General features: G+C 34.7%; 15 protein-coding genes and 1 pseudogene. 6 read left to right on the forward strand and 10 right to left on the reverse strand.

Annotation, left to right across the window (positions count from 1 at the left end):
• Nucleotides 1-27: 27 nt before the first annotated feature.
• Nucleotides 28-1269: an MFS transporter gene (locus G4Z02_RS00240; RefSeq protein WP_258877845.1), complete on the forward strand. Its 1242-nt coding sequence runs from the start codon at nt 28-30 to the stop codon at nt 1267-1269.
• 22 nt (nt 1270-1291) lie between these two features.
• Here G4Z02_RS00240 and G4Z02_RS00245 read toward each other — a convergent pair whose 3' ends face one another.
• A complete protein-coding gene (locus G4Z02_RS00245) occupies nt 1292-1792 on the reverse strand; it encodes a helix-turn-helix transcriptional regulator (protein WP_258877846.1) in 501 nt (166 codons plus the stop codon).
• A gap of 185 nt (nt 1793-1977) precedes the next feature.
• Here G4Z02_RS00245 and G4Z02_RS00250 point away from each other — a divergent pair, with 185 nt between their 5' ends.
• Nucleotides 1978-3210, forward strand: a complete 1233-nt coding sequence (locus G4Z02_RS00250; protein WP_258877847.1) for an endonuclease — start codon at nt 1978-1980, stop codon at nt 3208-3210.
• A 14-nt stretch (nt 3211-3224) separates the two neighbouring features.
• Here G4Z02_RS00250 and G4Z02_RS00255 read toward each other — a convergent pair whose 3' ends face one another.
• Nucleotides 3225-4001, reverse strand: a complete 777-nt coding sequence (locus G4Z02_RS00255; RefSeq protein WP_258877848.1) for a YwaF family protein — start codon at nt 3999-4001, stop codon at nt 3225-3227.
• A 95-nt stretch (nt 4002-4096) separates the two neighbouring features.
• Here G4Z02_RS00255 and G4Z02_RS00260 point away from each other — a divergent pair, with 95 nt between their 5' ends.
• Nucleotides 4097-4876, forward strand: a complete 780-nt coding sequence (locus G4Z02_RS00260) for an EFR1 family ferrodoxin (protein ID WP_258877849.1) — start codon at nt 4097-4099, stop codon at nt 4874-4876.
• A gap of 26 nt (nt 4877-4902) precedes the next feature.
• Here the strand turns inward: G4Z02_RS00260 and G4Z02_RS00265 are convergent, their stop codons facing one another.
• From G4Z02_RS00265 to G4Z02_RS00300, 8 genes and pseudogenes are all read right to left on the reverse strand, one after another.
• On the reverse strand, nt 4903-5346 hold the full coding sequence (locus tag G4Z02_RS00265; RefSeq protein ID WP_258877850.1) for a GNAT family N-acetyltransferase: 444 nt from the start codon (nt 5344-5346) through the stop codon (nt 4903-4905).
• A gap of 528 nt (nt 5347-5874) precedes the next feature.
• Nucleotides 5875-6108, reverse strand: coding sequence for a heavy-metal-associated domain-containing protein (locus G4Z02_RS00270; RefSeq protein ID WP_258877851.1), 234 nt, complete (start codon nt 6106-6108; stop codon nt 5875-5877).
• 89 nt (nt 6109-6197) lie between these two features.
• A complete protein-coding gene (locus G4Z02_RS00275; RefSeq protein ID WP_258877852.1) occupies nt 6198-8051 on the reverse strand; it encodes a heavy metal translocating P-type ATPase in 1854 nt (617 codons plus the stop codon).
• 58 nt (nt 8052-8109) lie between these two features.
• Entirely contained in the window at nt 8110-8412 is a 303-nt protein-coding gene (locus tag G4Z02_RS00280; RefSeq protein ID WP_047001639.1) for a hypothetical protein, read from the reverse strand.
• A gap of 149 nt (nt 8413-8561) precedes the next feature.
• Entirely contained in the window at nt 8562-9326 is a 765-nt protein-coding gene (locus G4Z02_RS00285; RefSeq protein ID WP_047001640.1) for a Crp/Fnr family transcriptional regulator, read from the reverse strand.
• Nucleotides 9323-9568: a hypothetical protein gene (locus G4Z02_RS00290; protein WP_047001641.1), complete on the reverse strand. Its 246-nt coding sequence runs from the start codon at nt 9566-9568 to the stop codon at nt 9323-9325. Before G4Z02_RS00290 ends, G4Z02_RS00285 begins: the two co-directional genes overlap by 4 nt.
• Nucleotides 9569-9583: 15 nt before the next feature.
• Nucleotides 9584-9676, reverse strand: a pseudogene (locus G4Z02_RS00295) (XRE family transcriptional regulator); the annotation flags it as partial.
• A 112-nt stretch (nt 9677-9788) separates the two neighbouring features.
• Nucleotides 9789-10178 carry a DUF362 domain-containing protein gene (locus G4Z02_RS00300; RefSeq protein WP_258877853.1) on the reverse strand — a complete coding sequence of 130 codons (390 nt, stop codon included), beginning with the start codon at nt 10176-10178 and terminating at the stop codon, nt 9789-9791.
• Nucleotides 10179-10509: 331 nt separating this feature from the next.
• Between G4Z02_RS00300 and G4Z02_RS00305 the strand changes: the two genes are divergently transcribed.
• From G4Z02_RS00305 to G4Z02_RS00315, 3 genes are all read left to right on the forward strand, one after another.
• On the forward strand, nt 10510-11766 hold the full coding sequence (locus G4Z02_RS00305; RefSeq protein ID WP_258877182.1) for an IS110 family RNA-guided transposase: 1257 nt from the start codon (nt 10510-10512) through the stop codon (nt 11764-11766).
• 279 nt (nt 11767-12045) lie between these two features.
• Entirely contained in the window at nt 12046-13113 is a 1068-nt protein-coding gene (gene hydE / locus G4Z02_RS00310) for a [FeFe] hydrogenase H-cluster radical SAM maturase HydE (protein WP_258878723.1), read from the forward strand.
• Complete coding sequence (locus G4Z02_RS00315) at nt 13094-13411, forward strand: hypothetical protein (RefSeq protein WP_258877854.1); 318 nt, start codon at nt 13094-13096, stop codon at nt 13409-13411. The genes hydE and G4Z02_RS00315 overlap by 20 nt, the downstream gene beginning before the upstream one ends.
• Nucleotides 13412-13629 lie beyond the last annotated feature (218 nt).

The raw sequence follows: 13629 nt of genomic DNA on the forward strand, positions 1-13629 counted from the left end.
ATAATATAGTATCGTTAGGAGGCTTTTATGAGTACAAATGAAAAGCGAAGTATGTTTGCCTTTATCTGGCATGGATTTTTCTTAGCATTGACGATGGCTATGTTGGATTTGAATACCGTATTTCCAACACTAATCAATACCTTATCAACCAATAAATTCATCTTTGGTGCCCTGTATTCCATCATGCTTGGTACCCCGCTTATTTTCAATATTTTATTTAGCCATTATTTAAGCAGTAAACCCTTCAAGAAAAAGTATTTATTACTTGGGATGTATATACGCAGTCTCTCGTTTTTGGGTATGGGATTATTTACCTATTTATTAAGTGAGCAATATTCGAATATTGTTCTATATAGCTTCTTTGTCTTTGTGTTTTTATTCAGTGTAAGTGCTGGCTTTGCCGGACTTTCCTACAGTGATTTAGTGGCGAAAACAATCAAGGATTCTCGCCGTACAAGATTGTTTAGTATGAAACAATTCTCTGGATCGTTGGCCAGTTTGTTTGGTGGTTTTATCATTGCTCGCATCTTTGCTCTTGGGATTGCTTTTCCACTGAACTACACTCTTAGTTTGGTCATTGGCTTTATTGGTTTAATCATTGCTTCAGCAGGATTTTACTTCATGCATGAACCACCATCAGAAGCTATGAAACAGCGCCCATCATTAGTCGCGTACATTCGTAATATTCCAAATATATTACGTAAAGATTCCTCATTTCGATACTACATCATTGTCGAAAACTTAAGTAGTTTCAGTGTGATGATATTACCGTTTTATATCGTCTATGCAAAAGAGGTTATTACAGTGGATAATTCATTTATCGGAGTCTATCTTATCGTTCAAATATCAGGAACGATATTCAGTAATATTATTTGGGGAATCATCGGTGAACGGTTCAATGCGAAAACCATTGTCCGATTCTGTATTTTACTTGGTGTTCTAAATCCAATCCTAGCGATAACTCTTGGCCAATTTGGAGCCTATCCTTTTGCGGTTGTATTCTTTATTATGGGCTTTATGATTAGTGGACGACGCATCGGATTTGAACCGACATTACTCGATATCACTCCTCATGAACAACGGATGGAGTACTTAGGGATTCGTGGAACCCTGAACATCGCCATTATTATTCTTCCATTAGTTGGCGCACTATTGATTGAAACCATCGGCTATATCGTTGCCTTTTCCACGGTATCCGTGGTGATGATGATTGCTTTCTTCTTGCTTGCAAAAGTATCGGATAAACAAGTAGAAGCTTATTGCCAATAAAAAAACACCACAAGGTGTTTTTTTATTTCGCGTTCGTAATGTTGTGCAGTTCAATCGATTGCAGATATTTGATTTCTTGCTGGTAGCGGCCCACTTTAACAAGATTGTAAATCGCATACGCCCAACAAACCATCAAGACGGGGAAAACAAAAGCCATTGTAATCCCTTGTGTTTGTGCTGGTGGTTGAAACGTGTCGAGTAGCACCAAACTAAGTGCAAATGTAAGCGATCCAATGGAACCAACGATAATTGCTTTGATATTGGTCGTTTGTCGCTTTTGCTTTAGTTCGGCCATATAGGTAGATTCTCCTCCTTTTACAGCCGTACCCAAAACCAATTGATCCAATGACACATGGAATAAACGTGCGATGGCAACGGCGTTGTACACATCAGGTAAGGTATCGCCTGTCTCCCATTTACTCACTGTTTGTCGACTGACATTTAACACCGCAGCGAGTTCTTCTTGTGACATATTGCGCTCTTTACGAAATCCGCTAATGCGTTCTCCTATTTTATGCATCATTATGCTCACCTCCTGATTTCATGGTACAACCATATTGCTCCATAAACCACCCATCCCGATTGACATCCTGTCGTTTTTGATTTACATTGTTGTCAACTTGATAATTACAATATCATTTTACCACATACAATCACTTTTTTCATGATATACTAGACATGTAGATTTTTTTATTAAAGGAGTGCATTATGAAAAAACCAAAAAGTATTATTGGACTACTAATCGTATTCATTGGTGCCGCATTTTATGTATCACAAACATTCCTGGGAATCGACTTGTTGGGATTCATTATCCCCGATACTGAAGCACCAACAATTGATGTCAGTAGTTTACCTGAAACGGTAACGTTAAATGGCACCTATGATCTGTCGGGTATCACCTGTGATGACAATCGGGATTTCGACTGTGAATTTGTTATAGAAGGAACGATTGATACTACCACACTAGGTGAACAAACCATTACCATTCGTGCAGTTGACATCGCAGGGAATATTGAAGAGATCGTTGTTACAGTTGACGTCGTGGAAGGATTGGTTACCACAATCTATGTCCCTGATGGCTACTATGATGATGCATCCGGATTATCCGGTGAATTACTGAAAAACGCGCTTAATGACATTATCACAAATCACACAGAGTATCCATATACCGATAGTGATCCCGAAGATATTGATGTCTGGAAAATGTTACGTGCTGCTGATGAAGACCCTGATAACGCCGACAATGTAATCATGTTCTATAGTGGGTTTAGTTGGTACAAAGAATGTCAAGATACATCCACTCAATATCTACCAGACTACTGCTATCAAACCGAAGGTACCGAAGAGATTCAAGTCGAGTGGAACCGCGAACACATTTGGTCAAAATCCCATGGTGATTTTGATGAAGATCCTGATATGTACTTAGGGTACTCTATGGGAGCTCATAACGATGCTCACCATCTGGTCGCAGCGGAACGTCGAATGAACTCAACAAAGAACAATCGCTTCTTTGATGACTGTCATGATGGTATCGATGATACCGATGTTGAAGATGTAGGTTTTGGCAATTACACCTGTGGTGAATGGTTCTTTGAACCTCGAGATGAAGTCAAAGGTGATGTTGCTCGAATGCTATTCTATATGGCTACAAGATATGAAGGTGAAGACGGTGATTTTGTGGATTTGGAATTAGCTGTCGATATCAAATCCTTGGCTCCAGAACTCCATTTAAAAGACAATCATTTACCCTACTACAGTAATTTAGCTACGTTACTACGCTGGCATTTGGAAGATCCCGTTGATGAATGGGAATTAGAACGTAACGAAACCGTCTATTCATTCCAAGGCAATCGCAATCCGTTTATCGATCATCCCGAATATGTCGAGTTGATATGGGGAACTGCCGATAACCCCATTCTGTACACAAGTATTTCAGATTAAACAAAAAAAGCACATTATTGTGCTTTTTTTGTTCTCCATTTACGAATCCATGGAACCCATGTCGGAAACGACATCAGGAACCATACAGGAGTGTAGTATAAGATTAATCCTGGGTATAGATAAATAACTGGAATTGGTCGACTGACTTCCTCTCCTAACACAGTTGTTGTATAGCGCAAGAATGGTGCTACATTCTCAAAAACGCGATATACCGTATCAAATCCACCCCAGATACCCATATAATTGTAATATCGATTCTCGATTCCTGATCGAACCAATAAGTTGGATAAATAGAAATTATAGAGGGCTCCGACAGAGATATACGCAATTAGATAAGGATACGACTTGATCGATGGTTTATGTAGTTTCCATGAAACCATCAATACAGGAACAGCCACTAAAATAAGATGTGCAAAGAAAAAGCGGATGGTATTAAAATATAAAATGGGATCGCCTTCAATATTATTGGGATAAAACAAGCTGTGAGAAGCAAACAAGGCTGCAACAAAGAACATAATATCTTTAGATACTCTATTCTTTGAGGTAATTAAGAATGGGAATAGCATGGTGTTAAAGCCACATAAATCCTCGAAAAAGATCATCCTCGTTGTTACATCAGGATCGAGCCAGATTCGCGAAAAATGTAGTACCCAAGCAAAGATGGTAAAAGAAAATAACAGACGCCATTGAAACTGTGCAGAACGATGTCGAAACGCAAAATATAATCCGACAACACTTGCAATTGCTGAAAACGACCAGACAAAATAAACAAACGAGAAAATATCGAGCATAATTACACATCCTTCTACTATTAATTATACTGATTTTTTTGATATTGTATAGATGTTGTCTTTGAAAAGATCTATAATAAAGGTGAGGTGATACGATGGATGATCTCTATATCTACTTCTCCGGAACAGGCAATACTAAGTATGTGATGGAACAGTTCGCAGCTGAATTGTCTTCTTCATATGCGATACACTCTATTGAAGAAAAGAATCTTGATTTTACTACGTTAATCCATAAGGCAGATACAATTACGATTGGTTATCCCATTTATGAAAGTATGATGCCCCATATTATGGAAGATTTTCTAGTAGAACATCAAAATGCCTTTGAACTCAAAACTATTTCTGTCATCGTTACTCAAATGTTATTTAGTGGCGATGGTGCTAACTTAGCCTGCAAATTGTTAAAGCATCAAGATATTAAAGTGGAACACACTATCCATATCAATATGCCAAACAATCTTACCGACCTACGTATTTTTCCTGTGAAAACACATTCTGAAGCGAGTGCAAAGATTGAGAAAGCACACAATAAAATCATCGCCATAGTCGATCAAATCAAACGTGGGAAAAACATAAAAAGTGGACGAATGTGGTATTCATGGATTTTAGGTTTTTTCGTACAACGATTATATGCAAGAATGATGGATAAAGCAATGCGAAAACGCTTATACATAAACCATAAAGAATGTAGTAAGTGCAGAATATGTGTAGGTCTTTGTCCAGTTGATAATTTAGAATTTAAAGATAACAGAATTATCACAATGAACCAATGTACTCTCTGTTATCGTTGTATCAATTCATGTCCTGAACAAGCAATAAGCCTGTTTACCAAGAAAGGACCCAAAAAGCAATATATCCGTCCAGACTATAGATAAAAAGCATGTGTCAGTTCATGCTTTTTTTATAGATACTTATACATTACAATCTCATGATCTTTCTGTTCTACTTCGACAAACCCATTCTTCTTGTAAGCCTTAAAGGCTGCAATATTGTCTTTTTCTACTGTCAACTGTACATAGTCTTGGTCATAATCATATCGCCAAACCGCAAAATTGATTCCTGCATCAATAAAATCATTACTAAAACCTTTACCAACATAATCCGGATGGATTGCAAGACCAAGTTCAATGATTGGTCCCTTAAGATAGTATTCAAACAGTCCAAACAATGTGTTCTCTACGAATACAGCGTAACCATCACATTGTTCCGGTCCTATAATCTTGTTCGTTTTTGCATAATTGTCAATATAGGGTTGCATATAGATTGATTTCATGAATCCGTCGTAACGCCATAAGGAAATTGCTGTCACGTCGTCCATGGTTAGTGGTTTAAATGTGAAGTTCATTATCTTCCCCCATTTCACTTGTATTATATCAAAAAAAAAAGAGTTTTGACAGATATCAAAGACCCTTTCGCACCATAACATTGGCGTTTTTTTTATACATGTCTTGTCATTATGGACTTTATCACTGTTTTTGATAACCTCTAGACTAACTTTACTACAACCTCTAGACTAACTTTACTATAAATAATGCTGAAAGTTCATATTTTGATAAGTCATAACGATATAACTGATTATTACAATTATACTATAAAAACAGCATAGTTATTTGTCCAATTAGGTTTGTCCATTTTCCGTCACTTTCAATAATATGCTGTCTCATTCAATCTGGCTTGAGCGGAAGTTATAGCTGTCAAATACTAGTAATCAAAATATTTTTATCAGAAGTTCTCTTTGTGAGAACATATCCACTGTGGGCTTTCGTGTGTGGGAAGATATCAACGACATTATAACTTGGTAACTGTATCCTTTACCGTAGATGACATTAACCAGCATCTGATATCATTAAAACCAAACTTATTCCCTCTTATTTTATAAAGCTTTTACTTGAGATTTTATAACTTCATATCCTAATTTATCAATGGTATTTTCAATATCTTTTATAGATACTTTTTCATCATCATATTCCACTCTTACTTTACTTGAATTAAATAGCACCTTTATGCTTTTTTTGTCTACTCCATCTAATGATTTAACTCCATTTTCTATTTTTTGCATACATGATGGACATGTTAATGTTTCTAATTGAATTGTTGCTTTTTGCATTTTTCATCTCTCCTTTAGTTTATGTTAATTGTATTATATACTATTATTATCTATAATAAATTGATTTACATCAAGAATTTTATTTATTTTTATTTTCTTAATTTATAGCGAAGAAGTCTCATACCATTTAAAATCACTACTAATATACTTGCTTCATGTACTAACATACCGATTGACATGTTCATCCATTCACTAAAGAATACGCTGGCAAGAAGGACTAATACAACCCCTACTGCAATAATAATATTTTGAAGCATGTTATTAGCGGTTGCTTTTGTTAAACCTAATGCATATGGCAAGCGGCTGAAATCTGAATTCATTAAAACAACATCTGAAGTTTCGATTGCTACATCTGTTCCATTTCCCATAGCAATTCCAATTTGTGCTAGAGCTAGTGAAGGACTATCATTTACTCCATCTCCAACAAATGCCACGATTTGACCTTTTTCTTGTAACTCTTTAATATATGTTGCTTTATCTTCTGGCAACATATGTCCATGAGCTTCTGTAAGTCCTAGTTCACGTGCTACTAAATCAACTGTTCCTTGGTTATCACCAGAAAGAACTACTAGATTTTTAACACCAAGTTTTTTCAACTTTTTAAGATCATCTTTTACACCCGGGCGAATTTGATCACGAATACCCATCAATGCTTTTAATTCACCATCAACTGATGTTAAAACAAGTGAATTTCCGTTTTTCTCAAATCTGGCAATATCTGCACGAGCTTTTTCACTTAAAAGAATATTTTCTTGCTCCATTAGTGCCACATTACCGACTGCAACTTTATGACCTTCTACATGAGCTACAATTCCTCCACCTTTTACAACATCTGTTTTTTCAACTGTATATAATTTTATATCTCCAATATATTCTACAACTGCTTTTGCTAATGGATGATCTGATTCCTTTTCAACACTTGCTAGATACCCTAATACTTCATATACATTATCTGCATAAATTTCTTTATCAGCTACTTTAGGATTTCCTATTGTTAATGTACCTGTTTTGTCAAATACCATGGTATCTAGTCTGCTAAAGTCACTAATAACCTCGCTACCTTTTAGAAGGACTCCATGACGTGCTCCATTGCCAATCCCCGCGACGTTTGAAACCGGTACACCGATTACCAATGCTCCTGGACATCCTAAAACTAATATTGTAATTGCAAGTTCAATATCCCTTGAAAATATCCATACAATAAAAGAGAGAACTAAAACAGCTGGTGTGTAGTATTTAGAAAATCTATCAATGAAACGTTCTGCTTCTGATTTTGAATCCTGTGCTTCTTCAACCAACTCAATGATTTTACCAAAAGTAGTATCCTCACCTACACGATCAGCAGTGATTTGAATAGTTCCATTTTCTAAAATTGTTCCGGCATATACCCCCGAATCTTTCTTTTTACTTACAGGAACCGCTTCTCCTGTAATACTTGCTTCATTAATATGCCCTTCTCCTGTTAACACTGTACCGTCAACTGGGATTTTTGCACCCGTTTTAACAAGCAAAATATCTCCTACATCAACTTCATCTATTTCTACTTCTTCAAACTCACCATTTTCCACTTGTTTTAAGGCACTTTCTGGTGCCATTTGAGTTAATTCTTTAATTGCAGAACGTGTTTTATTAAGTGTCCTTTGTTCTAGATAAGCTCCAAATAGAAATAAAAATGTAACAATTGCTGATTCTTCGTAGTTTCTAACTATAAAGGCTCCGATAACTGCAATGGTAACTAAAACATCAATACTAACTACTTTGACTTTTAATGCTTGATACGCTTGAATCGCAATAGGTGAAACTCCCAAAATTGAAGCAATTACTAATGCCCATATGGCTATTTGTTCGTTTTCGAAGCCTAATTTACTAACAAATGCAATTATTATTAAAATTGCACTTACTATTGTAATATGGTTTTTTCTTCCTAATATAAATTTTTGCATATTCATACTCCTCCCTATTAGATTATTTATATCTTTTCATTGCTTTGTTTATTTTCTTTTATGCTTCATATGCTTTATCTAATTCTGCTAACATGTTATATACTGCTTCATAACTTTCGCATACATCACCTGGAACTGTATAATTATCTGTGATTTCACGTAATTTTACAAACTCCTCTTTTAAGTCCGGCTTTTCTACTCCCGCATCTTTTGCTTTCTTTGCAAGTTCATCATATACTTTACGAACCTGGTAGAATTCTGGATGATTTCCTCCATGAACTTTTGCTACAACTGGAACATATTGTGCTAATGTTTTTAAATGAGTTTCCTTTACTTGATTAAAATTTAATTGTCTTGACATATTTTTTCCCTTCTTTCTTGTTTTATTTTTTCTTTATCTTGATTATATAATACTATAGATTGAACGAAATTAAATTGATCTAAATCAAGTTTAGTCTTTTTTAAATGTTTTAATAATTTTTACTACTATTTTACTTTATATTATCACATCTATACCAACAACAATCCATCTAAATCCAAAATCTCAATCTTTCTACCTGATTTTTGTTTTATATATCCTTCATTTTCAAGGTCAGCTAACTTTCTACTAATAGTTTCTGGAGTAGTTCCTAGATAAGAGGCTAAATCCTTTTTACTCATTGGCAATTCAATTTCCATTGGACCATCTCCGCTTTCCATGCATTCTGCAAGAAACAGTGCTAATCTAGTATCTACCTTCTCTGTGGCAAATCTAGTTGTTTGTTTTTCTGATGTTTCTAATCGGTTAGAGAATTCCGATAAAATCTTCAAAGATATAGTAGGGTACTTTAATAAAAATTCTTGCAAATCATTTCTACTAATCATACATACATCGGTATCACTCATTGCTTCTGCATATGCTTCCTGAATTGATTCGCGAAACAAGGCAAGCTCTCCAGTGAAATCGCCTGGATTTAATATTCTCACTAATTGTTCTTTTCCTGATTCAGACAAACGGTAAATTCGAATTTTCCCTTTACTTACAATATATAACAAGTCGGATATATCTCCCTCTCGGTAAATTACTTCACCCTTTTTAAAAGAGGTCGATTTCGTTACTTTCATAATTTCCTCCATCTGTTCTCCTTCTAAATGATTAAAGATGGGAACTACAGTGATACATGAAGCGTGTGAAGCTGACTCATGTCCTTGATGATGAGTGTGAGTAACATCGTGATACCCTTGTTTTTCTATATATTGATTTTTAATTTCATGCATCAAATCCTTTTTTTTCATTTGAATGCCCCTTTCATATTCTCTCTTAAGGTCTCTTTAGCTTTTTCCAAGTACCCACGAGTCCAGTAAATGCAGGTAAACTTATCCGGATGAATAATTGCGTTATCATCATAGTCAGGATTTTCGAGTGTACTTTTTAGACGTCCTATTTCTTGCTTAAGTCCTCGGATGGCGGTCATTATTTCTTCCTTTGTCTTTCCTTTGAGATACTCTTCATAGTAACTTTCCGGACTAATCATCATATTAGACTGCCTCCTTTAATCATTAGATATTTTTATTTCATCTCCATCAGGTAAAATAAATGCCTGCTCAAACCTGACACCCAGTACATCTGCGATGGCTTTCAACTCCTTTGTATAACTATTATACATTATGTTCTATTATGTGGTACCTATGTGTCCCACTTTTTCATAGCAGAGCATTTCTAATGCTATTTTCTTTGTGTCAAAATGGGGTCTTTCACTATAGTTTAGAATCGTTTGTAAAAATAGTGCTACTGTTATAATTATCATTAAGTGTAATGTCGTATCTACTTGCTAGGTCTTTCATACCTGTAGCTTTATAAACTCTTTTCACCATAGAACTTACAAATGGTCCACCAGGACTATCGGCTATAGTTACTTTACATCCATGATCTAAAAATATGTTTACTAAAGCTTCAACAAAAACAGGATGAGTAGTAGCAGCTTGTTCTGGTTTTTTAATTGTTAATAAGTTAACTTTAAGTAAAACTGATTCCCCAGGTTTTACATATTTATCTAATCCTCCTAAGTTTTCTAACGAAGATTTAATGCTATCAGTAACTAGTGTAAGGTTATAATCATTACATTTTATTAGTATAACTTTGTTCATTATTTCACCTCTCGTATAATATGTGTATAAGATCGTAATGATTTTATACACTTTTATTTTTTAAATCTTTTAAGCTTTATTTATTAGAAGGTCCTAGTGCTATAATGAAGATAGATATAGCTAAGGAAAGTGCTGTCACCCCTTGCGGTCAAACCGCTTGTAAAGCGTGCAAACCTGCTTATCATATGTAATTCTTTACCCGGTTGTTGTTTGAATGTCCACTACTCATTGAATCCACGTGGCCAGGAAATTCTTATGTGCGAGGCTGGAACCGTATGATAAGGCTAGGACCTTTTTATATCTAATTTATTCGATTGGCGGTGATAATAATATGACTCAAGAATTATCAACTTTATATGTCGGTATAGACGTATCTAAAGAATCAAATTATGTCTATATTACAGACTTTCATCAATCTTTTCACCAATCATTTAATACCGTGAATAATATTCATGGTGCTGAGTTAATTGAAACGAAATTACTAGAAATTCTTTATGATTCGGATTACTCGAATATCACTTGTGTACTCGAATCAACTGGAATCTATTCTGCTCACATTGCGACGTACTTATCTGCTTCTGAGAAACTCTTTAGGTATAATGTCTTGGTATACTGTATTAATCCTAAGATATCTCGTAATTATCGTGCTAGTTTTTCTGATATGGATAAAACAGATCCAAAAGACTCTTATATCCTAGCGGACATCGCAAGGGTCGGTAGAACCAAGGGTCTCACGCCTTTTAAAGGTTCTCAAAAACTTGCGCTTCAACGTCTTACACGACATCGAGTCCATCTTGCTGAGTTACTTTCAAAAGAGAAAACTTATGTATTAACCAACATCTATTTGAAATTCTCAGAATTTGGTAAACCGGATGCCAAGTTTACTTCTAATAATTGGAGTAATACTGCCTTATCTGTCTTAGAAGAATTCTCTTCACCTGAAGAAATTGTGAATACTTCTTTAGAGGATTTGGTTGCCTTCATCATGAAGTCTTCAAAAAACCGTTTCTCTAACCCTGAGGACGTTGCGACACTCTTAAAGAAAGCAGCTAGAGCTTCTTATCGACTTGACAAAGTTGCTTATGAACCAATCAATTACGCCATCTCTTCTAGTTTGATTATCATTCGTACTTATGAAACTGAAATCAAGAAGATTAATCAGTCAATAGAAGAATTAATGAGAGGTTTTGCCATTAATGAGTACATATCTTTACGTTCTATTCCCGGTATTGGACCAGTATATGCGGCAGGTATTCTTTCTGAAATAGGATCTATTCATCAGTTTAAAAACGAAGAATCTCTCGCGAAATACGCTGGAATTACCTGGCGTAAGAATCAATCAGGAAAATTTGAAGCGGATGATACTTCTATGACTAAAACAGGTAACCACTATCTTCGTTACTATTTAATTGAGGCTACCAATCTAGTTAAAAACTACGTGAGTTCCTACAATACCTATTATCAAAAGAAATATAACGAGGTGAATAATCATCAACACAAACGCGCACTCGCACTCACTACCCGTAAACTTATAAGGTTGATCTATGGATTAATGAGTAATGGTCAACTGTTCAATAAGAATTACTAACCGTTACCAATATTTTGTGAACCACCTAACCCCGTTAGGTCTTTTGATTATGCCTAGATTAAAAAATCTAGCTTTTTTTATTTATTTTCTCTCTTGACATCATTACCGGTTGCTTTATAAATTATATCATAGATATTATTGAAAAAAAGATAAATGTTTGGTAACATATGTTACATCAATATGTTTAAATAGTTGTATAATATAAATAGAGAGGTGTATGCTATGAGTGTTTTAAGTAATTTAGAAAAGTTTGAGACTGATGCGAGTACTAACCAGAGGATAATTACTTTAATTGATAAACTAAAGGAAGTACGCCGACTTGAGAGGGAAGAATATTTGTATATATTAAATAATACCTCCCAAAAAGAGTTGGAGTACTTACGTAAGTCAGCTGATAGTATCAGACTGGAAAATTATGGTACAAGCGTTTACATGAGAGGACTGATTGAGTTCTCTAACTTTTGTACTAGATCTTGTAATTATTGTGGGATTAGGAGACAAAATCAAAACATTGATCGATATCGTTTAGATAAGGATACTATTCTATCTTGTTGTGAAGAAGGCTATAACTTAGGTTATCGTACTTTTGTCTTACAATCAGGTGAAGATAAGTATTTTAGTGATGATATAATATGTGATATCGTTAATTCTATTAAGAAAAAATTTCCTGATACTGCAGTTACTTTATCAATTGGGGAAAAGAGTAAGGAAAGTTATCAAAGATATTTTGATTCAGGTGCTGATAGATATTTACTAAGACATGAGACTGCTTCAAGAAAACTTTACGAACACCTACATCCTAATGATATGAGTTTTGATACTAGAATGCAATGTCTACAAGATTTAAAAGAGATTGGTTATCAAGTTGGTTGTGGGTTTATGGTCAATTCACCTACACAAACTAATGAGGACTTAGTTGAAGATCTACTTTTTATAGAAAAGTTACAACCCCATATGGTAGGGATCGGACCTTATTTATCACACAGTGAAACACCTTTTTCTGGTTTAGAAAGTGGAAACTTATTACAGACAATAACTATGGTGAGTTTAGTGAGATTAATACTACCTGATGTTTTACTACCATCAACAACAGCACTAGGAACATTGAACAGTAAAGGAAGAGAAGAAGCACTAAAAAGCGGAGCTAATGTAGTTATGCCTAATCTATCACCAACAGAACATCGTGAGAAGTATGAAATATATGAAAACAAGATATGCACTGGTGATGAGGCAGCTCATTGCAGAGGGTGTATTGAAACAAGAATTATTTTTGCTGGATATGAAGTTGATATGAGTGTTGGACATCATAAAACTAGGGGGATAAATAATGGAATGGTTAGATCATAAATTAATATATGATACTTTAGAAAAAGGGCAAAATCCTACAACCGATGAAGTAGAATCCATACTAGATAAAGCTTATAAAAGAGAGCAATTATCTTTACTTGAAGTCGCTAAATTACTAAATGCCGCAGATGAAAATCAGATAAAAAATATTTTTAATATTGCTGGAAAAATAAAGGACGAGATATATGGTAAAAGAGTTGTGACTTTTGCACCTTTATATGTATCAAATAAGTGTGTAAATAACTGTAAATACTGTGGATATCGTCGTGATAACAAGTTCGACCGTAAGAAAAAATGAACTTATCAAATCTAAAAATGATTTGCAATCAGAATATATAACATACAAGAATAAGATCTTAACATCCCACAATATTTCTAACATTATTCGAACAGTTAAATTACTTTTAAAATCTTATGATAGACCAATAGAGTCCATAAACGATTTTCCTTTTAAAGAACTATTTACAAAAGTCATCGCTCATAGTAGATACGAGATTGAGTTTGTTATTGATATAT

The sequence above is a fragment of the Candidatus Xianfuyuplasma coldseepsis genome (genome assembly GCF_014023125.1).
GTDB classification, from domain to species: domain Bacteria; phylum Bacillota_I; class Bacilli_A; order Izemoplasmatales; family Izemoplasmataceae; genus Xianfuyuplasma; species Xianfuyuplasma coldseepsis.